We start from the raw sequence: 23543 nt of genomic DNA, 5'->3' as shown, positions 1-23543 counted from the left end.
GTCACCCGGTGCCTCGCGGGTCCCGTACACTTCCTTTGGCGATCCGGGTCACCGGGTCGACTTCGCACGCCCCGGCATCTGGTCCTCCGTCGCAAGACGAAACCGGTGTCAGCGCTCCTCGGTCCTCTGGGCACGCGCACGTGGGCGTCAGGCGCGAGTGCCGTCCGGTGCTCGCGGCACAACCGAGTAAATCAAGGAGAACGGCCATGGCCGTCGTCACGATGCGGGAGCTGCTGGAAAGCGGCGTCCACTTCGGTCACCAGACCCGTCGTTGGAACCCGAAGATGAAGCGCTTCATCTTCACGGAGCGCAACGGCATCTACATCATCGACCTGCTCCAGTCGCTGTCGTACATCGACCGCGCCTACGAGTTCGTCAAGGAGACCGTCGCCCACGGCGGCACGGTCATGTTCGTCGGTACGAAGAAGCAGGCGCAGGAGGCCATCGCCGAGCAGGCCACCCGCGTCGGCATGCCCTACGTCAACCAGCGCTGGCTGGGCGGCATGCTCACCAACTTCTCCACCGTCTACAAGCGTCTGCAGCGCCTCAAGGAGCTGGAGCAGATCGACTTCGAGGACGTCGCCGCGTCCGGTCTCACCAAGAAGGAGCTTCTCGTGCTCTCGCGCGAGAAGGCCAAGCTGGAGAAGACCCTCGGTGGTATCCGCGAGATGTCCAAGGTTCCCAGCGCCGTCTGGATCGTGGACACCAAGAAGGAGCACATCGCGGTCGGTGAGGCCCGGAAGCTCAACATTCCGGTCGTCGCCATCCTCGACACGAACTGCGACCCCGACGAGGTCGACTACAAGATCCCGGGCAACGACGACGCGATCCGCTCCGTCACCCTGCTCACCCGCGTGATCGCCGACGCCGTCGCCGAGGGCCTCATCAGCCGCTCCGGTGTCGCCACCGAGGCCAAGGGTGACAAGGCCGCCGGCGAGCCGCTCGCCGCGTGGGAGCGCGACCTTCTTGAGGGTGAGAAGAAGGCCGACGAGACCCCCACCGCCGAGACCCCCGCCGCCGAGGCCCCCGCCGCCGAGGCCGAGGTGCAGACCTCCGCCGAGACGGAGAAGGTCGCCGACGCCGAGCAGGCCGACGAGGCTCCGGTTGCCGCCGAGGTCGCTGCCGAGGTCGTCGAGGCCCCCGCCGCCGAGGTCGAGGCTGCTCCGGCCGCCGAGGCCGAGCAGGCCTGATCCTCCGGCCAACGGCCTGACCTTCCGGGCCAAAGGGCTGACTGAAGTGACGGCGGGTGGTGCGGACCGCGCCACCCGCCGTTCATCCACAGCCCCTAGATCTTCGTAGCCCGTAGATCTTTGGCGGAAGCCCGCTCACCACGCGGCCGCCGCCGACTTCGAGACTTCGAACTCCGAGAAGAGATTTTCAGATCATGGCGAACTACACCGCCGCCGACGTCAAGAAGCTCCGCGAGCTCACCGGCGCCGGCATGATGGACTGCAAGAAGGCGCTGGACGAGGCCGACGGCAACGTCGAGAAGGCCGTCGAGGCGCTCCGCATCAAGGGCCAGAAGGGCGTCGCCAAGCGCGAGGGCCGCTCCGCCGAGAACGGCGCCGTGGTCTCCGTCATCGCCGACGACAACACCTCCGGTGTCCTGGTCGAGCTGAAGTGCGAGACGGACTTCGTCGCCAAGGGCGAGAAGTTCCAGGCTGTCGCCAACCAGATCGCCCAGCACGTCGCCGCGAGTGCCCCGGCCGACATCGAGGCGCTGCTCGCGTCCGAGATCGAGCCCGGCAAGACCGTTCAGGCGTTCGTGGACGAGGCCAACGCGAACCTGGGCGAGAAGATCGTCCTGGACCGCTTCGCCCAGTACACCGACGGTTACGTCTCCGCGTACATGCACCGCACGATGCCCGACCTGCCCCCGCAGATCGGTGTCCTCGTCGAGCTGGACAAGCCGAACGCCGAGGCCGCCCGCGGTGTCGCCCAGCACATCGCCGCCTTCGCGCCGAAGTACCTGGCCAAGGACGACGTGCCGGCCGAGGTCGTCGAGTCCGAGCGCCGCATCGCCGAGGAGGTCACCCGCGCCGAGGGCAAGCCCGAGGCCGCGATCGCCAAGATCGTCGAGGGTCGCGTCAACGGCTTCTTCAAGGACGCGACGCTGCTCGGTCAGCCGTACGCGCTCGACCCCAAGAAGTCCGTCCAGAAGGTTCTGGACGAGGCGGGTGTCACCCTGAAGCGCTTCACGCGCATCAAGGTCGGCATCTGAGTCCGTACCGCGATCGACGCGCGACGCCCCGCGGAATCCCGCTAGGGTCGTCAGAAGTCGGCCCGGTACGCCGCCGCGCACGCGCGCGTGGCGGACGACAGCAGATCTGACGAGGAGGCCATTGCCGAGCATGGGATGCGACAGACACCCCACCGGCAGTGGCCTTCTTCGTATGTGCGACCACGTTGAAGAGGCGAGAACTCCATGACCACCAAGCCCCAGAAGAGCGACGACGGCAAGGTACGCGGCCGGTTCATGCTGAAGCTGTCCGGAGAGGCCTTCTCCGGAGGCGGCGGCCTGGGCGTGGACCCCGACGTGGTGCACAAGATCGCCCGTGAGATCGCGGCCGTCGTCCGGGACGGCGCCGAGGTCGCCGTCGTCATCGGCGGCGGCAACTTCTTCCGCGGCGCCGAACTCCAGCAGCGCGGCATGGACCGCGCCCGCTCCGACTACATGGGCATGCTCGGCACGGTGATGAACTGCCTCGCCCTCCAGGACTTCCTGGAGAAGGAGGGCATCGACAGCCGCGTCCAGACCGCCATCACCATGGGCCAGGTCGCCGAGCCGTACATCCCGCTGCGCGCCGTGCGCCACCTGGAGAAGGGCCGCGTGGTCATCTTCGGCGCCGGTATGGGCATGCCCTACTTCTCCACCGACACCACCGCCGCCCAGCGCGCCCTGGAGATCAACGCCGAGGCGCTGCTGATGGGCAAGAACGGCGTGGACGGGGTCTACGACTCCGACCCGAAGACGAACTCCGAAGCCGTCAAGTTCGACTCGCTCAGCTACGGCGAGGTCATCACCCAGGATCTCAAGGTCGCGGACATGACCGCCATCACGCTGTGCCGCGACAACAAGCTTCCGATCCTGGTCTTCGAGCTTCTGGCGGAGGGCAATATCGCCCGCGCCGTCAAGGGTGAGAAGATCGGCACGCTTGTGGGTGACCAAGGCAGCCAGGGCTGATGACCCTGACCGGGGGATGGACAATGTCCTGCCGGTCGGGAACCGTGCAGGAAGAAGACGCGACGCAGCCGGCCGCCGACGCCGACACAGCACAGCAGCCGGGCCTACTCAAGACACGCAGGAGCAAGTGGTGATCGAAGAGACCCTCCTCGAGGCCGAGGAGAAGATGGAGAAGGCCGTCGTGGTCGCCAAGGAGGACTTCGCCGCGATCCGCACCGGCCGTGCGCACCCGGCGATGTTCAACAAGATCGTGGCCGACTACTACGGCGCGCTGACGCCGATCAACCAGCTGGCCTCGTTCTCCGTACCGGAGCCGCGGATGGCCGTGGTGACCCCGTTCGACAAGACCGCGATGCGGAACATCGAGCAGGCGATCCGCGACTCGGACCTGGGCGTCAATCCCAGCAACGACGGCAACATCATCCGGGTGACGTTCCCCGAGCTGACCGAGGAGCGCCGCAAGGACTACATCAAGGTCGCCCGGGCCAAGGCCGAGGACTCCAAGGTGTCCATCCGCGCCGTCCGCCGCAAGGCCAAGGACGCCCTGGACAAGCTCGTCAAGGACAAGGAGTCCGGCGAGGACGAGGTCCGTCGTGCGGAGAAGGAGCTCGACGACACCACGGCGAAGTACGTCGCCCAGGTGGACGAACTCCTCAAGCACAAGGAAGCGGAGCTGCTAGAGGTCTGATGAACGACTCTTCCTGGGGGGCACCGCCACAAGCCGGGTACTGGGGGCCGTCCGACCAGGGGCCTGTCCAGGGGGCTGACCCGGCGGGTCCCACGTACGATGCGCCTGAGGCGCAGCAGACTCGCCCCATGCCCATCGTGCCCGACGAGCCCGCATACGGCGGACACCAGGATGACGACCGGGGGGCCGCTCGGCTGAGCGGCCCCTTGTTCCGCGACGAGACGCAGCAACCGCCGTACGACGTACGACAGTCGCAGCCGTACGACCCGCGGACGCAGCCCTCTGACACGCCGCAGGCTCAGCCCTACGGGGCGGTGCCGCAGAATCCGGAGCCCATGCCCGACGTCCCGCCACCGGCGCCCGCCCCGCAGAAGAAGAGCGCGGGCCGGGACCTGGGTGCGGCCATAGGGGTCGGCGTCGGGCTGGCCGTGGTGATCATCGCGTCCCTCTTCGTGGTGAAGGCCGCGTTCGTCGGAGTGATAGCGGTCGCCGTCGTGGTCGGACTGTGGGAGCTCACCTCGCGGCTCCAGGAGCGCAAGGGCATCAAGGCGCCCCTCGTGCCCCTGGCGGTCGGCGGCGCCGCGATGGTCGTCGCCGGTTACGTCCGGGGTCCCGAGGGCGCCTGGGTCGCCATGGCGCTCACCGCGCTCGCCGTCCTCGTCTGGCGGATGACGGAGCCGCCGGAGGGCTACCTCAAGGACGTCACGGCGGGCGTCTTCGCGGCGTTCTACGTGCCGTTCCTGGCCACGTTCGTCGCCCTGATGCTCACCGCCGACGACGGCGCCTGGCGGGTCCTGACGTTCCTGCTGCTGACCGTGGTCAGCGACACCGGGGCGTACGCCATCGGCTGGCGCTTCGGCACGCACAAGCTCGCCCCGCGCATCAGCCCCGGAAAGACCCGCGAGGGCCTGTTCGGGGCGGTGTCCTTCGCGATGGTGGCGGGCGCGCTGTGCATGCAGTTCCTGATCGACGACGGCAGCTGGTGGCAGGGCCTGATCCTGGGCCTCGCGGTCGCGGCCAGCGCCACGTTGGGCGACCTCGGCGAGTCCATGATCAAGCGCGACCTGGGCATCAAGGACATGGGCACGCTGCTGCCGGGCCACGGCGGCATCATGGACCGGCTGGACTCGCTGCTGCCGACCGCTCCGGTGGTGTGGCTGTTGCTGGTGCTGTTCGTCGGATCCGGCTGAGATACCGTCTGACCTGCGGTTCTGTACGTGAGGGGCTCGTTGTCCACAGGGCGGCGAGTCCCTCTTCGTATGTCTGCGACACTGGTAGGGCCATGCCTAAGCCCGGAGAACTCACATTCGTCGCCCCCCGCGGAGCCCAGAAGCCGCCGCGGCACCTTGCCGATCTCACGCCCGCCGAGCGCAAGGAAGCCGTCGCCGCGATCGGGGAGAAGCCGTTTCGCGCCAAGCAGCTCTCGCAGCACTACTTCGCGCGGTTCGCGCACGACCCGGCGGAGTGGACCGACATCCCCGCCGGTTCGCGCGCCAAGCTGCAAGAGGCGCTGCTTCCTGAGCTGATGACCGTCGTACGGCATCTGTCGACCGACCAGGAGACCACCCGCAAGACGCTGTGGCGGCTGTTCGACGGGACGCTCGTCGAGTCGGTGCTGATGCGGTACCCCGACCGGGTCACCATGTGCATCAGCTCGCAGGCGGGGTGCGGGATGAACTGCCCGTTCTGCGCGACCGGACAGGCCGGCCTGGACCGCAATCTGTCGACCGGTGAGATCGTGCACCAGATCGTCGACGGGATGCGGGCGTTGCGGGACGGGGAGATCCCCGGTGGTCCCGCGCGGCTCTCCAACATCGTCTTCATGGGCATGGGCGAGCCCCTCGCCAACTACAAGAGGGTCGTCCAGTCCATCCGCGCCCTCACCGACCCCGAGCCGGACGGCCTCGGCCTCTCGCAGCGCGGGATCACCGTCTCGACGGTCGGACTGGTCCCGGCGATCCACCGCTTCTCCGACGAGGGCTTCAAGTGCCGGCTCGCGATCTCGCTGCACGCCCCTGACGACGACCTGCGCGACACCCTGGTCCCCGTGAACACGCGGTGGAAGGTGCGCGAGGTCCTCGACGCGGGCTGGGAGTACGCGGCGAAGTCGGGACGCCGGCTGTCCATCGAGTACGCGCTGATCCGCGACATCAACGACCAGGCGTGGCGCGGCGACCGGCTCGGCCGCCTCCTCAAGGGCAAGCCCGTGCACGTCAACCTCATCCCGCTGAACCCGACGCCGGGCTCGAAGTGGACCGCCTCCCGCCCCGAGGACGAGAAGGCGTTCGTCGAGGCCATCGCGGCCCACGGGGTGCCGGTCACCGTCCGGGACACCCGGGGCCAGGAGATCGACGGAGCGTGCGGCCAGCTCGCCGCGACCGAGCGGTAGGCTGACCGGCGTAGGTACATCTTCATATTCCGACAGGGGAGCGCCACAGCGCTGAGAGTGCGGGATTGTCCGCAGACCCTCTGAACCTCGCCCAGGTCATTCTGGGTAGGAAGTTCGGTCACCACTCTTGCTGTTGCGCCCTGCCCACGTCCTGTGGGCAGGGCCGCGTCTCTTCCTGGACACCCCAGGAGGAAAACAACCGTGCACCACACCAAGACGTTCGTGGCCGCGGCCGTCGGCCTCGGGCTGCTCACGCTCTCCGCGTGCGGCTCGTCCGACAGCGGCAGCGGCGGCGACTCCAAGACCGTCACCCTCGTCAGCCACGACTCGTGGGCCGTCTCGAAGAGCGTCCTCAAGGACTTCGAGAAGCAGTCCGGCTACACGGTCAAGGTCCTCAAGGACGGCGACGCCGGCCAGGCCGTCAACAAGGCGATCCTGACCAAGGACAACCCCCAGGGCGACGTCTTCTTCGGCGTCGACAACACCCTGCTCTCCCGCGCGCTCGACAACGGCCTCTTCCAGTCCTACGACGCGAAGGGCTCCGACCTCGTCAAGCCCGAGTACCGCGTCGACCAGACCAAGCACCGGGTCACGCCCATCGACACCGGCGACATCTGCGTCAACTACGACAAGGCCTACTTCACCAAGCGCAAGCTGACCCCGCCGACGTCCTTCGCGGATCTGGTCAAGCCGGAGTACAAGAACCTCCTCGTCACCGAGAACGCCGCCACCTCCTCGCCCGGCCTCGGCTTCCTGCTCGGCAGCGCCGCGCAGTACGGCGACGACGGCTGGCAGGCGTACTGGAAGAAGCTCAAGGCGAATGGCGTGAAGGTCGTCGACGGCTGGGAGCAGGCCTACGACCAGGAGTTCTCCGGTTCCGCCGGCGGCAAGAAGGCGGGCGGCGACCGGCCCCTCGTCGTCTCGTACGCCTCCTCGCCGCCCGCCGAGGTCATCTACGCCGACCCGAAGCCGACCACCGCGCCCACCGGGGTGTCGTACGGCACCTGCTTCCGGCAGACCGAGTACGCGGGCCTGCTCAGCAACGCCCAGAACACCAAGGGCGGCAAGGCGTTCCTCGACTTCCTGCTCACCAAGGAGTTCCAGCAGGACATGCCGCTCAACATGTTCGTCTACCCGGTGATCGAAGGCGCCCAGGTGCCGCAGGAGTTCGTGAAGTACGGCCGCCAGGCCCCGGACCCCGAGACCATGGCGCCCGCGAAGATCGCCGCCGACCGGGACCAGTGGGTCAAGTCGTGGACCTCGCTCGTACTGAAGTAGCCCCGAGGCGGACCCGTAAGGGGAATGCGACGCGGCTCGGTCTCATGGCCCTGCCTGTCGTGTTCTTCGCGGTGTTCTTCGCCTACCCCGTCGCCGCGATCGTCGCGCGCGGTCTCAAGGTCGGCGGCGCCTGGCAGTTGGGCCGTATCTGGGACGTGCTGGCCCAGTCCGACATCCGGCACGTGCTGTGGTTCACCACCTGGCAGGCGCTCGCGTCCACCGCGCTCACGCTGATGGTCGCGCTCCCCGGCGCGTACGTCTTCGCGCGCTTCGACTTCCCGGGACGGCACGTCCTGCGGGCCGTCGTGACGGTCCCCTTTGTGCTGCCCACGGTCGTCGTCGGTACGGCGTTCCTCGCGCTCGTCGGCCGGGGCGGACTCCTGGACGACCTGTGGGGCGTACGGCTGGACACCACCGTGTGGGCCATCCTGCTCGCGCACGTCTTCTTCAACTACGCGGTCGTCGTACGGACGGTGGGCGGCCTCTGGGCCCAGCTCGACCCGCGGCAGGAGGAGGCCGCGCGGATGCTGGGCGCCTCCCGGCTCCGGGCCTGGCGGAGGGTGACGCTGCCCGCGCTCGGGCCCGCCGTGGCCGCCGCCGCGCTGATGGTCTTCCTCTTCACCTTCACGTCCTTCGGCGTGGTCCAGATCCTCGGCGGCCCGACCTTCTCGACCCTCGAAGTGGAGATCTACCGCCAGACTTCGGAGGTCTTCGACCTGTCCACGGCGGCCGTGCTGACGATCGTCCAGTTCGTCGCCGTCGGCGCGATCCTCGCCGTGCACGCCTGGACGGTACGGCGCCGGGAGAGCGTCCTACGGCTCGTGGACCCGTCGGTGACCGCACGGCGCCCGCGCGGGGCCGGCCAGTGGACCCTGCTGGCCGGAGTCGTCGCGTCCATCGCCGTGCTGCTTCTGCTGCCGCTCGCCGTGCTGGTCCAACGGTCGCTCGACACACCGGACTTCGGCTACTACCGGGCGCTGACCCACGACGACGGCGGCACCTTCCTGGTCCCGCCGATCGCCGCGATCGGCAACTCGCTGGAGTACGCCGTCGCCGCCACCGCCATCGCCGTGGTGATCGGCGGTCTCGCCGCCGCGGCCCTCACCCGGCGCGACGCCGGACGACTGGTGCGGGGCTTCGACGCGCTGCTGATGCTGCCGCTCGGGGTGTCGGCGGTGACCGTCGGCTTCGGGTTCCTGATCTCGCTCGACAAACCCCCGGTGGATCTGCGGAGTTCATGGATCCTGGTGCCGCTCGCGCAGGCGCTGGTCGGCGTGCCCTTCGTCGTACGGACGATGCTGCCCGTGCTGCGGGCGGTGGACGGGCGGCTCCGGGAGGCGGCGGCCGTGCTCGGGGCGTCGCCGTGGCGGGTCTGGCGCGAGGTCGATCTGCCGCTCGTACGGCGGGCGTTGCTGATCGCCGCCGGGTTCGCGTTCGCGGTGTCGCTGGGGGAGTTCGGGGCGACCGTGTTCATCGCGCGGCCCGACAACCCGACGCTGCCGGTCGCGGTGGCCCGGCTGCTGTCCCGGCCCGGTGATCTCAACTACGGCCAGGCGATGGCCCTTTCGACGATTCTGATGGTGGTGTGCGCGGTGGCCCTGCTGGTCCTTGAGCGGCTGCGCACCGACCGGACCGGGGAGTTCTAGATGCCACCGAACACGCCACCGAACACGCCGCCGAGCGTGCCGCAGAACAGGCCGCTGCTGAGCCTTGAGGGTGCGACCGTACGGTTCGGCGGGCGCCCGGTGCTGGACGCCGTCGACCTCGGGGTCGTCGAGCACGAGATCGTGTGTGTGCTCGGGCCCAGCGGCAGCGGCAAGTCCACGCTGCTGCGCGCGGTCGCCGGGCTGCAACCCCTGCACTCCGGGCGGGTGTTGCTCGACGACCGGGATCAGTCGGGGGTGCCCGCGCACAAGCGCGGGGTGGGTCTGATGTTCCAGGACCATCAGCTGTTCCCGCAGCGGGACGTGGCTGGCAATGTCGCCTTCGGGCTGCGTATGCACGGGCCGTCGAAGAAGCAACAGGACGACCGGGTGGGCGAGTTGCTCGACCTCGTCGGACTCCCGGGTGCCGCCCGCCGTGCCGTCGCCGGACTGTCCGGCGGTGAACAGCAACGGGTCGCGCTCGCCCGGGCGTTGGCGCCCCGGCCGCGTCTCCTCATGCTCGACGAACCGCTCGGCCAGCTCGACCGGTCGCTGCGGGAGCGGCTGGTCGTCGAACTCCGGGAACTCTTCGGCACGTTGGGCACGACCGTGCTCGCGGTCACGCACGACCAGGGCGAGGCGTTCGCGCTGGCCGACCGGGTCGTGGTGATGCGGGACGGGCGGATCGCCCAGTCCGGTACGCCGCTTGAGGTCTGGCAGCACCCCGCCGACGAGTTCGTGGCCCGCTTCCTCGGCTTCGACAACGTGGTCGAGGCGACGATCGCAGGAGAGGCCGCCGACACCCCCTGGGGCAAGGTCCCGGTCCCCGAGGACGCCCCTCAAGGCATCCACCCGCTCCTCGTACGCCCCGCGGGCGTACGCCTGTTGCCCGCTGACGAGGGCCTGCGCTGCACGGTCGCCGCCCGCACCTTCAAGGGCACCCACGTCGCCGTACAGCTCCAGCCGGAGGACGCGCCCCGCCTGGAGGCGGCCTGCGCGCTGCGACAGGCGCCGGAGGTCGGGGACACGGTCGGGGTGGAGTTCGACGCGGCCGAGATCGTCGTGCTCGGCGACACCTGGCGGACATGTGTGTGGCCCGTCCCCGCGAACCGGACGGGCCACAACAGCGGGTGGTTCAGCGGCTGTTGATCAGCTGCCGTTGTTCGCACCGCGACGGCGCATGCCGAAGTAGACGGCTCCGCCGCCCACGACGACGAGGGCGCCCGCGATACCGGCGATCATGCCGGTGTTGGAGTTGGCACCGGTCTCGGCGAGGTTCGAGGAACCGGCCGCCGGGGACGGCGCGTTGTCGGTCGTCGTCGCGGGAGCGGTGCTGCTGCTCTCCGTGGCCGACGGGGTCGGGGTGTCGGACTCGGCCGGGGTCGTGGCGGAGTCCGAGGGGGCCGGAGAGGACTCGCTAGGGGTCGGGCTGGGCGAGTCCGTCGCGCAGGCCTTGGACGGGGTGGTCAGGCTCGGCGTGATGTCCTTGTCGACCTGGTTGCCCGCCTTGACGTGGATGCGGTACGTGGCGTTCGGCTGCCAGTCCTCGGAGAAGGACACGGTTTCGCCCTTGGCCGAGCCCTTGACGGTCTGCGCCTCGCCGATCTGCTTGGCGTCGGAACCGTTGTTCTCCAGGAACACCGTGATGGTCGCCTCGGCAGCGGAGGCGTCCTTGTCGGTGACGGTGATGACACCGTTGGCGCCGTCACAAGTGGCGGTGGCGGAGAACTCGCTGATGTTGCAAGCGAGCGCGTTGCCCGCGAATCCGAGCGCGAGCGCGGCCGAAGCGGACGCGACACCGAGGATGCGTACGGAACGTCGAGATATGGACACGTTTGCCCTTCACGGGATGTGCAACTGCGGGGGGTTTAGGGGGAGATGGAGCGGCAATGAGGTGAGGCACCACTACCCCCAGGAGTCTCACTGGTCTATAAGTGCTGCGTAAGCAGTGTCAATGCATATGCGGTGTACAGCAGTTGCCTTTACCTGCACTTTAATCTGTGAGACGTTTCAGTGCCTCCGGAGCCTCCTCGATCCGGTCAACGAGGGCGATACGGGCCTCCATTGGCCGTTCCCGGGCAAGTGCACGCAGGAGCGGCCAGGCCGGCAGCCGCTCCGTCCAGTGCTCCCGGTCCACGAGCACCATCGGGGTGGGCTCGCCGCGCGACTCGTAGTAGTTCGGCGTCGTGTTGTCGAAGATCTCCTGTACGGTTCCGGCCGCGCCCGGCAGAAACACCACCCCCGCGTTCGAGCGGGCCAACAGGCCGTCCTCGCGCGTGGCGTTGGCGAAGTACTTGGCGATGTGCGAGGCGAAGGCGTTCGGCGGTTCGTGGCCGTAGAACCACGTCGGGATGCCGATCGAGTGGTTGCCCTTCGGCCAGCGGGTGCGGACCTCGAAGGCGGCTCCCGCCCAGTCGGTGATGGAGGGGCTGAACGACGGGGAGGAGGCGAGGAGTTCGCACGCCTCCTCCAGCATGGCGTCCTCGTACGGCGCCGCGTACGCGCCCAGGTTGGCCGCCTCCATCGCGCCGGGTCCGCCACCCGTCGCCACCGTGAAGCCGGCGCGGCTCAGCTCACGGCCCAGGCGCGCGGCTCCGCCGTAGGCCGCCGTCCCGCGTGCCATCGCGTGGCCGCCCATGACGCCCACCACCCGTGCGCCGCGCAGGAGTTCGTCGAGGGCGTCGGAGATGGAGTCGTCGTGGACGGCGCGCAGCATCGAGGCGTATATGTCGCCGTCGGCCTTGGTCCGCTGGAACCAGGCGTACGCGAGCGCGTCCGGCGTCTGGTCGTATCCCTTGTCGAGCGAGGCGAACAGCTCGTCCGGCGTGTAGAGACGCCCGCGGTAGGGGTCGAACGGGAGGTTCGGGACGGGCGGGAAGACCAGGGCGCCGTCGGACCGGATCTTCGTGGCCGCCTCGTCGCGCATCGGGCAGCCGAGGAAGACGGCGCCCGAGGTGTTCGTGGTGAGCAACTCCCGCGTACGGTCCGTCAGATCGACGCCCTGGACGCGGTGTCCGGCGAGGGTGCCGCGGGACGAGACGGTCGCGTCGAAGTCCTCGACCGTCTCGATCTCGCGTTCGTCGTGGTGGGCCGCATGGGCCGGGCTCGTCTGCACGCGCCCATGCTAGGCACCGAGTCGGTCAGCCCTGGACGGCCGCCGGGTCCATCCACACGACCTCCCAGGAGTGGTTGTCGAGGTCCTCGAAGGAGCGGCCGTACATGAAACCCTGGTCCTGGACGTCGTCGTTGGCGGTGCCGCCCGCCGCGACCGCCTTGTTGATCAGCTCGTCGACCTTCTCGCGGCTCTCGGCGCTCAGACACAGCAGCACCTCGCTGGACTTGGCCGAGTCGGCGATCTCCTTCTTCGTGAAGTCGCTGTAGCGCTTCTTTTCGAGGAGCATCGTGATGATCGTCTCGCTGATCACGACACAGGTGGTGTCGTCGGTGCTGAACTGCGGGTTGATCGAGAAACCGAGCTCGGTGAAGAACTTCTTCGACGCGGCGGCGTCGTTCACGGCCAGGTTCACGAAGATCATCTGCTGGTACATGCTGGGCCTTTCCCATCGGGCGTGCGTGCTATTCGGTGGGTAGACCGGCACTCCGCGCGAAACTCATCGGTGGGCGAGCGGAAGTGCCGCGAGTTCGGCGATCACGACGGTGAGCGGCACGAACAGGGCGAGCAGCGCGCCCGCGCGCAGGGCGGCCGCGCTGCGCAGCACGGTGGCCGGGGCGCCGAGCCGGACCAGCGCGGCGGTGGTGTCGGCGCGGGCCTGCCGGGCCTCGACGGCGGCGGTGAGCAGGGTCGCCACCGTGCACCCGGTCACCAGGAGCGTGCCGAGGGTGGTCAGCGGGCCGACGGACGCGTCCGTGTCGTACAGCGCCGTCATCGCGTACGCGCCCGACGCCACGGCGCAGACCACGCCCAGCGGGCGGCCGATGCGGGTCGCCTCCTCCATGAGGACCCGGCCCGCGAGGAGCCGGAGCGCGCCCGGGCGCACGGCCTGGAGGAGCCGTCCGCACAGGTGGGTGAGGCCGGGGCCCGCCAGGGCGAGACCGAGCGCGGTCAGGACCCAGCCGGCCAGCACACCCGCGGGGCCGCCCGCGTGGCCGCCGGGCATCGACAGCCCGTCGGTGTCCGCCGTCCGGTTCGCGTAGGCCTCGACGGCGAGACCGGCGGCGAGGACGGCCACACCCCAGGGGAGGCCCTTGGGGACCTCGCGGGGGGCCGGGGGGCGGGTGGGGTCCAGGTCGACGGGGCCCGTGACGGTGGCGGTCGGCTCGGCGTCGGCTGCGGGCCCGGCGGGCGGTGCCGGTTCGGGCGCCGGGGCAGATGTGTCCTCGACTGCCGCTGTACGGGCGCCTGTTCGCAGGTGGGAGCCGAACCTGCCGTACGTCCCGAAGGTCTCGCGGGTGCCCGACTTGCCGTAGGCGCCGAAACGGCCGTAGGACCTCGGGCCGTTCTTCGTCGTGGACGGGTGCTTGGTGTCCTTCGGGCGGAGGGTGAGGGCCACCGAGACGGACGCGGTCACGGGGACGATGGCCAGCAGGGTGAGTGCGGCGGGGAGGGGGAGGGGGGTGTCCGAGGCGAGGAACTCCGCCGCCGCTCCGTCGAAGGGCATGCCGGTGAGGTCGCCGCGGAGGTGGAGGAAGAAGAGCAGGGCCAGCATGGAGCCGAGGGTGCACGCGAGGGCTGTCGTGGTCGCCGAGATCGCCATCAGGCGGCCCGGGCCGAGGCCGATCGCGGAGAGGCCGGGGCGGGGTCTCGTCGCCGGGTCGGTGCGGGCGACGGCCACCGCGAAGTAGACGGTGGCGGCCAGCGGGGTCGCGCACCAGGCGAGGCGGAGGGCCGCGGCGGCGGGGGAGTCGGGGTGGCCCATCGCGTAGCCGAGGGTGCAGAGGAGGAGGAAGCCCGTGCCCGCCGAGGCCACCGCGACCAGCAGTCGGCGCAGTTGGACGGCGGGGTGCGAGCCGCGGGTCAGACGGAGAGCGAGCACGCGGCCCGGCCTTCCGACTCGGCGACCGGGGGGAGGTGAACCGTGTTCACACGGCGTCCGTCGAGGAGTGACACCGTGCGGTCCGCGAGGGCCGCGGTCTCCGCCTCGTGGGTCGCGAGGACGACCGTGATGCCGTGCGAGCGGGCGGCCGTCGTGAGCGTGCGCAGAACCTGGGCGCGGTCCGCGCGGTGCAGCGGGGCGGTCGGCTCGTCGGCGAACAGGACGGTGGGCGCCGGGGCCAGCGCACGGGCGATCGAGACGCGCTGGCGCTCCGCCTGGCGCAGTTCGTGCGGGCGTTTGCGGGCGTGGTCGCCGATGTCGAGGCGGTCCAGCCACTCCAGGGCGGCGGTCTTGGCGCGCCGGCGGCTGGTGCCGCGCAGCATCAGGGGGAGGGCCGCGTTCTCCCAGACGTTCAGCTCCGGGACGAGCACGGGGGCCGGGTCGATCCAGCCGAAGCGGTCGCGGCGCAGCCGTTCCCGCGTGAGCGGGCCCATCGTGTGCACGGGCACGCTGTTGAACCAGACCTCGCCGCGGCCGGGGCGCTCCAGGCCGGAGAGGCAGCGCAGCAGGGTCGTCTTGCCGCTGCCGCGCGGGCCCGTGACGGCGAGGATCTCGCCCTCCCGGACACCGAGCGAGACACCCCCGAGCGCGGGCGTTCCGTCGTGGTGCTGGAAGTGCAGGGCACGTGCCCAGAGCACGTCGTTGTCCGGCGGGGCCACCATGCGCGTACACCTCGTTCTGATCCGTTTTCCGTACCGCGTCCCCCTTGCGGGGGAACGAGGACGGGGCCGATCGGTTACCAGGCACGCTAAGGAGGATGCGGGTGCGACCCCGGACAGCACACGGCCCGGGGTGCGTCCTTCTCACTCGGACGGGTGCACCCCGGGCCGTATAAACCGTTGAATCGCCGAAGGCTGGAACTTCGCCGGAGGCTAGAGCTTCGTCCAGGCCTCCGTGAGGACCTGGCGGACGATGCCCTCGATCTCGTCGAAGGTCGACTGGTCGGAGATCAGCGGCGGCGACAGCTGGATGACCGGGTCACCGCGGTCGTCGGCGCGGCAGTAGAGGCCGTACTCGAAGAGCTTCTTGGAGACGAAGCCGTAGAGCACGCGCTCCGACTCCTCGTCCGTGAAGGTCTCCTTGGTGGCCTTGTCCTTGACCAGCTCGATGCCGTAGAAGAAGCCGTTGCCGCGGACGTCGCCGACGATCGGGAGGTCGTGCAGCTTCTGGAGGGTCTGGAGGAAGTTGGCCTCGTTGTCGAGGACGTGCTGGTTGAGGCCCTCGCGCTCGAAGATGTCGAGGTTGGCGAGGCCGACCGCGGCGGAGACCGGGTGGCCGCCGAAGGTGTAGCCGTGCAGGAAGGTGTTGTCGCCCTTGTAGAACGGCTCGGCCAGGCGGTCGGAGATGATGCAGGCGCCGATCGGGGAGTAGCCCGAGGTCATGCCCTTGGCGCAGGTGATCATGTCCGGGACGTAGCCGAACTTGTCGCAGCCGAACATCGTGCCCAGGCGGCCGAAGGCGCAGATGACCTCGTCGGAGACCAGGAGCACGTCGTACTGGTCGCAGATCTCGCGCACGCGCTGGAAGTAGCCGGGCGGCGGCGGGAAGCAGCCGCCGGCGTTCTGTACCGGCTCCAGGAAGACCGCGGCGACGGTCTCCGGGCCCTCGAAGAGGATCTCCTGCTCGATCTGGTCGGCGGCCCAGCGGCCGTAGGCCTCCGGGTCGTCGCCGAAGAGCGGGGCGCGGTAGATGTTGGTGTTCGGGACCTTGTGCGCGCCCGGGACCAGCGGCTCGAACGGGGCCTTCAGCGCCGGGAGTCCGGTGATGGACAGGGCGCCCTGCGGGGTGCCGTGGTAGGCGACCGCGCGGGAGATGACCTTGTACTTGGTGTGCTTGCCCTGGAGCTTGAAGTACTGCTTGGCGAGCTTCCAGGCGGTCTCTACGGCCTCGCCGCCGCCGGTGGTGAAGAAGACCTTGTTCAGGTCGCCGGGCGCGTAGTGCGCGAGACGCTCCGCCAGCTCGATGGCCTTCGGGTGGGCGTACGACCAGATGGGGAAGAACGCCAGCTCCTGCGCCTGCTTGGCGGCGGTCTCGGCCAGCTCGGCGCGGCCGTGACCGGCCTGGACCACGAACAGACCCGCGAGACCGTCGAGGTAGCGCTTGCCCTTGTCGTCGTAGATGTAGGTGCCCTCGCCACGGACGATCGTGGGAACGGGCGCGTTCTCGTACGAGGACATGCGGGTGAAGTGCATCCACAGGTGGTCGTACGCGGTGCGGCTGAGGTCCTTGCTCACGGTTATCGGGTTCCCCACATGTAGGTCTGCTTCTTGAGCTTCAGATAAACGAAGCTCTCGGTGGAGCGCACGCCGGGGAGAGCCCGGATGCGTTTGTTGATGACGTCCAGCAGGTGGTCGTCGTCCTCGCAGACGATCTCGGCGAGGAGGTCGTACGAGCCCGCGGTCATCACCACGTACTCCACTTCCTGCATGGCCGTCAGCGCGTCGGCGACGTTCTCGACATCACCTTCGACGTTGACACCGACCATCGCCTGTCTGCGGAAGCCCACGGTGAGCGGGTCCGTGACGGCGACGATCTGCATGACGCCCTGGTCGAGCAGCTTCTGGACGCGCTGGCGCACGGCCGCCTCGGAGAGGCCGACGGCCTTGCCGATCGCGGCGTACGGCCGGCGGCCGTCCTCCTGGAGCTGCTCGATGATGGCGAGGGAGACGGCGTCCAGATGAGGAGTGCTGCCGTTCCTGGACTCGCGGGAGTCCCTCTGTTCTGCGCTGCGACTGGCCACGGCTTCACTGTGCACGACGTCTCGACCGTTCCGCAAGGCCGCATCGATGAAATTCGTTGTTTACGTGGTCGAGACTTGCGGATTTCGTAGCCTTGACGCGATCAGGGGTGTTGAAAACGTGGGCCGGGCGATTAGGGTGGGTGTCTCAGTGATTGGACACTCTCAGAACACCCAGACCTTGGAGGGCCGGAAGTGAGCACCGAGCTGCGTCGTCTGCGCAATTACATCGACGGTGAGTTCCGGGACGCCGCCGACGGACGGACCACCGAGGTGGTCAACCCGGCGACCGGCGAGGCGTACGCGACCGCGCCGCTGTCCGGAGCGGCGGACGTGGACGCCGCGATGGTGGCCGCCGCCGCCGCGTTCCCGGCCTGGCGGGACGAGACCCCGGCCAAGCGGCAGAAGTTCCTGCTGGACATCGCAGACGCGTTCGAGGAGCGCGCGGAGGAGCTGATCGCGGCCGAGGTGGAGAACACCGGCAAGCCGATCGGGCTCACCCGCTCCGAGGAAATCCCGCCGATGGTCGACCAGATCCGCTTCTTCGCGGGCGCGGCCCGGATGCTCGAAGGCCGCAGCGCCGGCGAGTACATGGAGGGCATGACCTCCATCATCCGGCGCGAGCCGATCGGCGTCTGCGCGCAGGTCGCGCCCTGGAACTACCCGATGATGATGGCCGTCTGGAAGTTCGCCCCCGCGCTCGCGGCCGGCAACACGGTCGTCCTGAAGCCCTCGGACACCACCCCTGCCTCCACTGTCCTGATCGCCGAGATCATCGGCTCGATCGTGCCCAAGGGCGTCTTCAACGTCGTGTGCGGCGACCGGGACACCGGCCGCGCGATGGTCGAGCACCACACGCCGGCGATGGCCTCCATCACCGGTTCGGTGCGGGCCGGCATGTCGGTCGCCGAGTCCGCGGCCAAGGACCTCAAGCGGGTCCACCTGGAGCTGGGCGGCAAGGCCCCGGTCGTGGTCTTCGAGGACACCGACATCGCCAAGGCTGTCGAGGACATCTCGGTCGCGGGCTTCTTCAACGCGGGCCAGGACTGTACGGCGGCGACGCGCGTCCTGGTCCAGGAGTCGATCCACGACGAGTTCGTGGCGGCGCTCGCGAAGGCCGCCGCCGAGACGAAGACCGGGCAGCCGGACGACGAGGACGTGCTCTACGGCCCGCTCAACAACGCCAACCAGCTCAAGCAGGTGACCGGCTTCATCGAGCGGCTGCCGGCGCACGCGAAGGTGGAGTCGGGCGGCCACCGGGTCGGTGAGGTCGGCTACTTCTACGCGCCGACCGTCGTCTCGGGTCTGAAGCAGGACGACGAGATCATCCAGAACGAGGTCTTCGGGCCGGTCATCACCGTCCAGTCCTTCACGGACGAGGCCCAGGCCATCGAGTGGGCCAACGGCGTCGACTACGCGCTGGCGTCCTCGGTGTGGACGAAGGACCACGGGCGGGCGATGCGGCTGTCGAAGTCCCTGGACTTCGGCTGCGTGTGGATCAACACTCACATCCCGCTGGTCGCGGAGATGCCGCACGGCGGCTTCAAGAAGTCGGGCTACGGCAAGGACCTGTCGGGCTACGGCTTCGAGGACTACACGCGGATCAAGCACGTGATGACGTCGCTGGACGCGTAGGCCTTCGGCGATCTGGATCGACAACTGCGCGGCCCCGGACGGGAGTTGACCGTCCGGGGCCGCGCTGTTTTCCCGCGTTGGATGTGAACGTGCGGTTACTTCACAGGCAACCGATCGACAAGGTGTCGGGTCCACGCGAACCCGCTCGACGCAGCGTCCATTGATCGGGCACGGGGCGGCGGGTCATGCTGCGCGGGTGCCCCAGACTCCGAAGTCGTCCTCGCCCTCCCGTCGCTCCCTGCTGCGTGCGCTCGGCGGTACCGCCGCGCTCGGCGCGCTCGCCGGGTGCGGTGTGCCCGCCGCGTATGTGAAGGCGGGGGACCGTGCCGGCGCCGATCTGTCCGCCAAGGACAAGCGGCTGACCTGGGCGAACTGGCCGTTGTACATCGACACCGATGACGACGACCAGACGAAGCGGCCCACGCTGGACGCGTTCGAGAAGAAGACCGGGATCTCCGTCGACTACATCGAGGAGATCAACGACAACGACGAGTTCTTCGGCAAGATCAGCCCGGCGCTCATGAACCACCAGCAGACCGGCCGCGACCTGATCGTCATGAGCGACTGGATGTGCGCGCGGTTCGTCCGCCTCGGCTGGGTCCAGCGGATGGACCGGTCCGCGCAGCCCAACGTGGCGAAGTACCTCGACCCGCAGCTCAGCTCGCCCGCGTTCGACCCGGGGCGCCGGTACACGGTGCCGTGGCAGTCGGGGATCACCGGTATCGCGTACAACCACCGCAAGCTCGGCCGCGAGATCCGCCATGTCTCCGACCTGTGGGCGAGCGACCTGAAGGGCCGGGTCACCCTGCTCTCCGGCCTGGACGAGGCGTTCGCGCTGCTGATGCAGGGCAATGGCGTCGACATCACCAAGTGGACCGCCGCCGACTTCCACAAGGTGTGCGACCAGGTACAGACCCAGATCAGCCGGAACCAGATCCGCCGCTTCACCGGCAACGACTACACCAAGGACCTGGTCAGCGGCGACGTCCTCGCCTGCCAGGCCTACTCCGGCGACGTGATCCAACTCCAGGCCGACAACCCGGACATCCGCTTCGTCGTCCCCGAGGAGGGCGCCGAACTCTGGGCGGACTCCCTGATGATCCCCGACCTGGCCCGCCACAAGACCAACGCCGAAAAGCTGATCGACTACTACTACGACCCCGAGGTCGCCGCGGAACTCGCCGCCTGGGTCAACTACGTCTGCCCCGTCCCGGCGGCCCAGGCCGTCCTCGCGGCCTCCAAGGACAAGGACACCGCGGAGCTTGCCGAGAACCCGCTGATCTTCCCGGACTCGACGATGCGGAAGCACCTCGCGATCGCGCGGGACATCACGTCCACGGAGCGGGTGGAGTTCGCGAAGGAGTGGAACAAGATCGTGGGGTTGTAGGGGCGGCATCGCGGATGTGTGACGGGGATTTGGTTGGCACAAAGAAGGGCTGGTTGGCAGCAGTCGCGTGGGGACCGGGCACTCGCCTGATCATTACGGAGGTGGGGTCAGCGGGTACGGATGTCGAGGTGGCCTTATTGTTCACCGCGGACCCGGGCCGGGGCGAACATCTCGTCGAGGACAGCGACGTCGTCGGCGCTGAGCGGCACTGACGACGCAGCGGCGTTCTCCCGTACGTGGACAGCGCGCTTGGTGCCCGGAATCGGGGCGACGGCGTGCGGCCGGCCGAGCAGCCAGGCCAGTGCGACCTGGCCTGCGGTGTGCCCGCGCCGGTGACTGAACTCCCTGAGTTCGTCGACGAGCCGGAGGTTGTGGCTGTGGTTGTCGCCGGTGAACTTCGGCAGGGTGGTACGGAAATCGTCGGCACCGAAGTCGGTGTCGGCGCCCAGACGGCCGGTCAGCGCTGCCCGGTCGAGTGGGCAGTAGGGCACGAGAGTGATGCCCGACTGTCGGCAGGCAGGCAGCACTTCGCCCTCCAACTCGCGTGCCCCCAGCGAGTATTCGCTCTGCGGGGCCGAGATCGGAGCGGTGGCCGCGGCCCGGTGCAGGATGTCCGCGCCGACGGCGCTCAGTCCGATCGCCCGGAGCACCGGCCGGACCCCGAAGTGCCGATCGAGGAGACCGTCGGCGCGCCGTCCTGAGCCTCCGCAGGCTCGCCTCACGTGCCTGCACGACGTACTCCGGGCACCCGTCGAATTCGACGCCCCCGGCGGGCGCGGGACGGGTGCCGAACTTGGTCGCGATCACCACCTCGTTGTGCCTGAACCCGGCCCGAACCCGGCCTGGGCCCGTCCGGTGACCGCGCCTGCGGCGCCGTAGATGTCGGAGGTGTCGAAGAAGTCGACGCCGGCGTCGATGGCGGCGTGCATGGTCGCGACCGACTCGTCCGGATCGGCGGTGCCGTAGTACTGCGACATGCCCATGCACCCGAGGCCGATCGGGAAGACGTCGATGTCGGAGTGGCCCAGGGTGAGGCGTGGCCGTGGTCGAGCCGGAGTCGGCTGCGGGGGTCATGCCGCCTACGAGGGCCGTGCCGGCTGCGGCGGACGTCAGGCCGGCACCGTGATCGTCTTGTGCTCGACGTACTCGGCCAGGCCGACGGCTCCGTACTCCCGCCCGGTGCCGCTCGTCTTGTAGCCGCCGAACGGGCCGTCGAAGCCGATGGACGCGCTGTTGACGGTGACGGTGCCGGTCCGGATCCGGCGGGCGATCTCCAGGCCGTGCTCTGCGTCGGCTGTCCACACGCCGCCGCTGAGGCCGTAGTCGGAGTCGTTGGCGATGCGCACGGCGTCGTCCTCGTCCTCGAAGGGGATCACCACCAGGACGGGACCGAAGATCTCCTCTCGCGCGATCCGCATGGTGTTGTCGACGTCGGCGAACAGGGTCGGCTTGATGTAGTTGCCCTGCTCAAGGCCGGCCGGCGACTCGGCCCCTCCGGTGACCAGCCGCGCGCCCTCCTCGATGCCGAGCCGGATGTAGGACCGCACGCGCTCCTGCTGTTCGGCCCGGACCAGCGGACCGATGAAGGTGTCCTCCTCGGACGGATCGCCGACCTTCAGCCCGTCGAGCAGGTCCTTGAGGGCCGTGACGACCTCTTCGTACCGGCTGCGTGGCGCCAGGACGCGGGTCTGCGCGATGCACGCCTCGCCGTTGTTCGCGAGCGAGGAGAACCGCAACGCGGGCACGGCCGCGTTCAGATCCGCGTCGGGCAGGATGATCGCTGCGGACTTGCCGCCCAACTCCAGGCTGACCCGCTTGAGTTGGCGGCCCGCGACGGCCGCGATGGAGCGGCCGGCGCCGGTCGAACCGGTGAAGGCCACCTTGTCGACGCCAGGATGCGCGACCAGGTACTCGCTGGTCTCCTTGCCGGCCGGCAGGATGCTGACCACGCCCTCGGGCAGCCCCAGTTCGTCGAAGAGGTCGGCCAGCAGCATCATGCTCAGGGAGTTCTCCGGCGAGGCTTTCAGGACCACGGTGTCGCCCGCGAGCAGGGCCGGGATCATCTTCGCCAGCGCCGCCGAGAACGGTGAGTTCCACGGGATGACGGCGGCCACGACTCCGATGGCCTCGCGCCGTACGACACTGCGGAACGTGGCGTCGGGGACGGAGGAGTCGAGCGTTTCCTCCCAGCCGAACTCGCGGGCGGCCTTGAGGTAACCGAGTGCCTGCCGCGTCAGTCCGCCCTGACCCGCCCTGTTGAACCACATCGGATTGCCGCGCTCGCTGGTGATGAGCCTCGCGATCTCCTCGGCACGCGCCTCGCGCAGCTTGTTGAAGCTCACGATGAGGTCCTGGCGCTGTTCCGGGGTCGTCAGCCGCCAGGGTCCCTCGTCGAAGGCCTTCCGTGCCGCCGCGACCGCGCGGTCGACGTCGGCCGGCGCGGCCTGGACCGACCGCCCGACGAGCGACTGGTCGTGGGGGGAACGAATGTCCAGCGGGGTGGTGTCGCTCGGGTCGGTCCAGAGACCGCCTGTGTAGAGCTTGTCGCGCACGATCATGGTGCTTTCCTCTTTCTCTTTTCTCTGTTCTGTCGTGTTCGTGGGGCGGGTGCGGCCGGTCACGTCTGGTCGGGGCGGACCATGCGGGCCACCTCCGTGCCGGTGAAGTCGGGCAGCCCGGCATGGTCGGTGGACAGGCTCAGGTCGCGCCAGGTGGCGTCCTCGGCCGCTCGCGCCGCCGCGATCCGCGGTGCCAGCCACACCGCGTCCGAGCCGAGCAGCAGGCGGGCCGGGGGGTTGGGCTCGGCGGTCAGGCGCAGGACGGCTTCGGCGATCTTTGCCGGGTCACCGCGCTGCACATCCGGGTTGCGCTGGTAGGTGCGGGCGAAGCGCCCGACGGTCGGCTCGTACTCCTCCTGCCAGCCCTCGGCCGGCAGTGGCCTGTCCGCCCTCGCCGTCCGGATACCCCCCGGCTCCAGCACGGTCGCGTGAATCCCGAGGGGGGCGAGCTCGCGGGCGAGGATCTCGTAGAACCCGCCGACCGCCCAGGCCGCTGTCTGGTAGGCGGCCAGCCCGGGCTGTGCCCGCCGTCCCCCGATCGTGGAGATCTGGACGAAGTGCCCGGATCGGCGCGGACGAAGAACCGGCAGGGCGGCGCGGACCAAGTGGATGCCGCCGTAGAGGTTGGTCTCGATCGTGTGGCGCCACTCTCCCTCGCCCATGTCCTCGACCGATCCGACACCGCGGTAACCGGCGCTGTTGATCACCACGTCGAGCCCGCCGAAGACGGTGACGGCCTGCTGCACCGCCCGGTCGACAGTGCGGCGGTCGGTCAGGTCCAGCTCTGTGGTGACCAGGCTTCCCGTGGAACTGCCGGTGAGCGCGGGCGCCTTGAGCTCGGAGAGTCCGCCGACATCGATGTCGGCGGCCAGGACGTCATGCCCGGCCGTCAGGGCGGTGCCGACCAGGTGCCGTCCGAGACCTCCGGCGGCACCAGCGATGAGCCATGTCTTCCTCACCTCATAAACGCTACGCGGATGTGTCACTTAC

The 23543-nt window shown here is 69.3% G+C and carries 21 protein-coding genes and 1 pseudogene; 11 read left to right on the top strand and 11 right to left on the bottom strand.

The window, feature by feature from the left end:
• Positions 1-206 precede the first annotated feature (206 nt).
• The 9 genes and pseudogenes from rpsB to OG194_RS12850 form a co-directional block, all read left to right on the top strand.
• Positions 207-1190, top strand: a complete 984-nt coding sequence (gene rpsB / locus OG194_RS12890) for a 30S ribosomal protein S2 (RefSeq protein ID WP_327401016.1) — start codon at positions 207-209, stop codon at positions 1188-1190.
• Positions 1191-1384: 194 nt separating this feature from the next.
• A complete protein-coding gene (tsf, locus tag OG194_RS12885) occupies positions 1385-2221 on the top strand; it encodes a translation elongation factor Ts (RefSeq protein WP_327401015.1) in 837 nt (278 codons plus the stop codon).
• A gap of 204 nt (positions 2222-2425) precedes the next feature.
• The gene (gene pyrH / locus OG194_RS12880; RefSeq protein ID WP_033282640.1) at positions 2426-3184 is read left to right on the top strand and encodes a UMP kinase; all 759 of its coding nucleotides are present in this window, start codon (positions 2426-2428) and stop codon (positions 3182-3184) included.
• A 130-nt stretch (positions 3185-3314) separates the two neighbouring features.
• Complete coding sequence (gene frr, locus OG194_RS12875) at positions 3315-3872, top strand: ribosome recycling factor (RefSeq protein WP_327401013.1); 558 nt, start codon at positions 3315-3317, stop codon at positions 3870-3872.
• Positions 3872-5062 carry a phosphatidate cytidylyltransferase gene (locus tag OG194_RS12870; protein WP_327401012.1) on the top strand — a complete coding sequence of 397 codons (1191 nt, stop codon included), beginning with the start codon at positions 3872-3874 and terminating at the stop codon, positions 5060-5062. Before frr ends, OG194_RS12870 begins: the two co-directional genes overlap by 1 nt.
• 92 nt (positions 5063-5154) lie before the next feature.
• Positions 5155-6261 (top strand): 23S rRNA (adenine(2503)-C(2))-methyltransferase RlmN, encoded by a 1107-nt coding sequence (rlmN, locus tag OG194_RS12865; RefSeq protein WP_327401011.1) that lies wholly within the window; start codon positions 5155-5157, stop codon positions 6259-6261.
• Positions 6262-6462: 201 nt separating this feature from the next.
• Complete coding sequence (locus OG194_RS12860) at positions 6463-7539, top strand: thiamine ABC transporter substrate-binding protein (RefSeq protein ID WP_327401010.1); 1077 nt, start codon at positions 6463-6465, stop codon at positions 7537-7539.
• Positions 7540-7583: 44 nt separating this feature from the next.
• Complete coding sequence (locus OG194_RS12855) at positions 7584-9185, top strand: ABC transporter permease (RefSeq protein WP_327401009.1); 1602 nt, start codon at positions 7584-7586, stop codon at positions 9183-9185.
• A pseudogene (locus OG194_RS12850) lies at positions 9186-10253 on the top strand (ABC transporter ATP-binding protein); the annotation flags it as partial.
• A gap of 78 nt (positions 10254-10331) precedes the next feature.
• Here the strand turns inward: OG194_RS12850 and OG194_RS12845 are convergent.
• The 7 genes from OG194_RS12845 to OG194_RS12815 all read right to left on the bottom strand — a co-directional run bounded on the left by OG194_RS12845 (position 10332) and on the right by OG194_RS12815 (position 16991).
• On the bottom strand, positions 10332-11015 hold the full coding sequence (locus OG194_RS12845; protein ID WP_327401008.1) for an LAETG motif-containing sortase-dependent surface protein: 684 nt from the start codon (positions 11013-11015) through the stop codon (positions 10332-10334).
• Positions 11016-11175: 160 nt separating this feature from the next.
• The gene (locus OG194_RS12840) at positions 11176-12297 is read right to left on the bottom strand and encodes an LOG family protein (protein WP_327401007.1); all 1122 of its coding nucleotides are present in this window, start codon (positions 12295-12297) and stop codon (positions 11176-11178) included.
• A gap of 25 nt (positions 12298-12322) precedes the next feature.
• Positions 12323-12730 carry a VOC family protein gene (locus OG194_RS12835; RefSeq protein WP_327401006.1) on the bottom strand — a complete coding sequence of 136 codons (408 nt, stop codon included), beginning with the start codon at positions 12728-12730 and terminating at the stop codon, positions 12323-12325.
• A 63-nt stretch (positions 12731-12793) separates the two neighbouring features.
• A complete protein-coding gene (locus OG194_RS12830; RefSeq protein WP_327401005.1) occupies positions 12794-14176 on the bottom strand; it encodes a hypothetical protein in 1383 nt (460 codons plus the stop codon).
• Positions 14158-14898, bottom strand: coding sequence for an ABC transporter ATP-binding protein (locus OG194_RS12825; RefSeq protein WP_033282632.1), 741 nt, complete (start codon positions 14896-14898; stop codon positions 14158-14160). Before OG194_RS12825 ends, OG194_RS12830 begins: the two co-directional genes overlap by 19 nt.
• A 210-nt stretch (positions 14899-15108) precedes the next feature.
• On the bottom strand, positions 15109-16488 hold the full coding sequence (locus OG194_RS12820; RefSeq protein ID WP_026150705.1) for an aspartate aminotransferase family protein: 1380 nt from the start codon (positions 16486-16488) through the stop codon (positions 15109-15111).
• Positions 16473-16991, bottom strand: a complete 519-nt coding sequence (locus OG194_RS12815) for an Lrp/AsnC family transcriptional regulator (RefSeq protein WP_019058728.1) — start codon at positions 16989-16991, stop codon at positions 16473-16475. The genes OG194_RS12820 and OG194_RS12815 overlap by 16 nt, the downstream gene beginning before the upstream one ends.
• Positions 16992-17168: 177 nt before the next feature.
• On the opposite strand from OG194_RS12815, the gene OG194_RS12810 reads away from it, so the two are divergent.
• Together OG194_RS12810 and OG194_RS12805 are read left to right on the top strand one after the other, a co-directional pair.
• Complete coding sequence (locus OG194_RS12810) at positions 17169-18608, top strand: gamma-aminobutyraldehyde dehydrogenase (RefSeq protein WP_327401004.1); 1440 nt, start codon at positions 17169-17171, stop codon at positions 18606-18608.
• 196 nt (positions 18609-18804) lie between these two features.
• Positions 18805-19995: a polyamine ABC transporter substrate-binding protein gene (locus tag OG194_RS12805; protein WP_327401003.1), complete on the top strand. Its 1191-nt coding sequence runs from the start codon at positions 18805-18807 to the stop codon at positions 19993-19995.
• A 134-nt stretch (positions 19996-20129) separates the two neighbouring features.
• Here the strand turns inward: OG194_RS12805 and OG194_RS47630 are convergent, their stop codons facing one another.
• The 4 genes from OG194_RS47630 to OG194_RS12790 all read right to left on the bottom strand — a co-directional run bounded on the left by OG194_RS47630 (position 20130) and on the right by OG194_RS12790 (position 23512).
• Positions 20130-20645 carry an aldo/keto reductase gene (locus OG194_RS47630; RefSeq protein ID WP_442811538.1) on the bottom strand — a complete coding sequence of 172 codons (516 nt, stop codon included), beginning with the start codon at positions 20643-20645 and terminating at the stop codon, positions 20130-20132.
• Positions 20646-20798: 153 nt separating this feature from the next.
• Positions 20799-20993: an aldo/keto reductase gene (locus OG194_RS47625; protein ID WP_442811791.1), complete on the bottom strand. Its 195-nt coding sequence runs from the start codon at positions 20991-20993 to the stop codon at positions 20799-20801.
• A gap of 111 nt (positions 20994-21104) precedes the next feature.
• Positions 21105-22553 carry an aldehyde dehydrogenase gene (locus OG194_RS12795; protein WP_327401002.1) on the bottom strand — a complete coding sequence of 483 codons (1449 nt, stop codon included), beginning with the start codon at positions 22551-22553 and terminating at the stop codon, positions 21105-21107.
• 59 nt (positions 22554-22612) lie between these two features.
• Positions 22613-23512 (bottom strand): SDR family NAD(P)-dependent oxidoreductase, encoded by a 900-nt coding sequence (locus tag OG194_RS12790; protein ID WP_327401001.1) that lies wholly within the window; start codon positions 23510-23512, stop codon positions 22613-22615.
• Between the last annotated feature and the right edge of the window lie 31 nt (positions 23513-23543).

Origin of the sequence: Streptomyces sp. NBC_01288 (assembly GCF_035982055.1) — a bacterium.
In the GTDB taxonomy this organism is placed as follows: Bacteria; Actinomycetota; Actinomycetes; order Streptomycetales; family Streptomycetaceae; genus Streptomyces.
The sequence above is the reverse complement of the archived record's forward strand: the minus strand, read 5'-3'. Positions and strand labels throughout refer to the sequence as shown.

Bases quoted from the DNA above. Each gene is read 5' to 3' on its own strand.
- rpsB (WP_327401016.1), top strand. From the start codon at position 207: ATGGCCGTCGTCACGATGCGGGAGCTGCTGGAAAGCGGCGTCCACTTC.
- tsf (WP_327401015.1), top strand. From the start codon at position 1,385: ATGGCGAACTACACCGCCGCCGACGTCAAGAAGCTCCGCGAGCTCACC.
- pyrH (WP_033282640.1), top strand. From the start codon at position 2,426: ATGACCACCAAGCCCCAGAAGAGCGACGACGGCAAGGTACGCGGCCGG.
- OG194_RS12870 (WP_327401012.1), top strand. From the start codon at position 3,872: ATGAACGACTCTTCCTGGGGGGCACCGCCACAAGCCGGGTACTGGGGG.
- rlmN (WP_327401011.1), top strand. From the start codon at position 5,155: ATGCCTAAGCCCGGAGAACTCACATTCGTCGCCCCCCGCGGAGCCCAG.
- OG194_RS12855 (WP_327401009.1), top strand. From the start codon at position 7,584: ATGGCCCTGCCTGTCGTGTTCTTCGCGGTGTTCTTCGCCTACCCCGTC.
- OG194_RS12835 (WP_327401006.1), bottom strand. From the start codon at position 12,730: ATGTACCAGCAGATGATCTTCGTGAACCTGGCCGTGAACGACGCCGCC.
- OG194_RS12825 (WP_033282632.1), bottom strand. From the start codon at position 14,898: ATGGTGGCCCCGCCGGACAACGACGTGCTCTGGGCACGTGCCCTGCAC.
- OG194_RS12795 (WP_327401002.1), bottom strand. From the start codon at position 22,553: ATGATCGTGCGCGACAAGCTCTACACAGGCGGTCTCTGGACCGACCCG.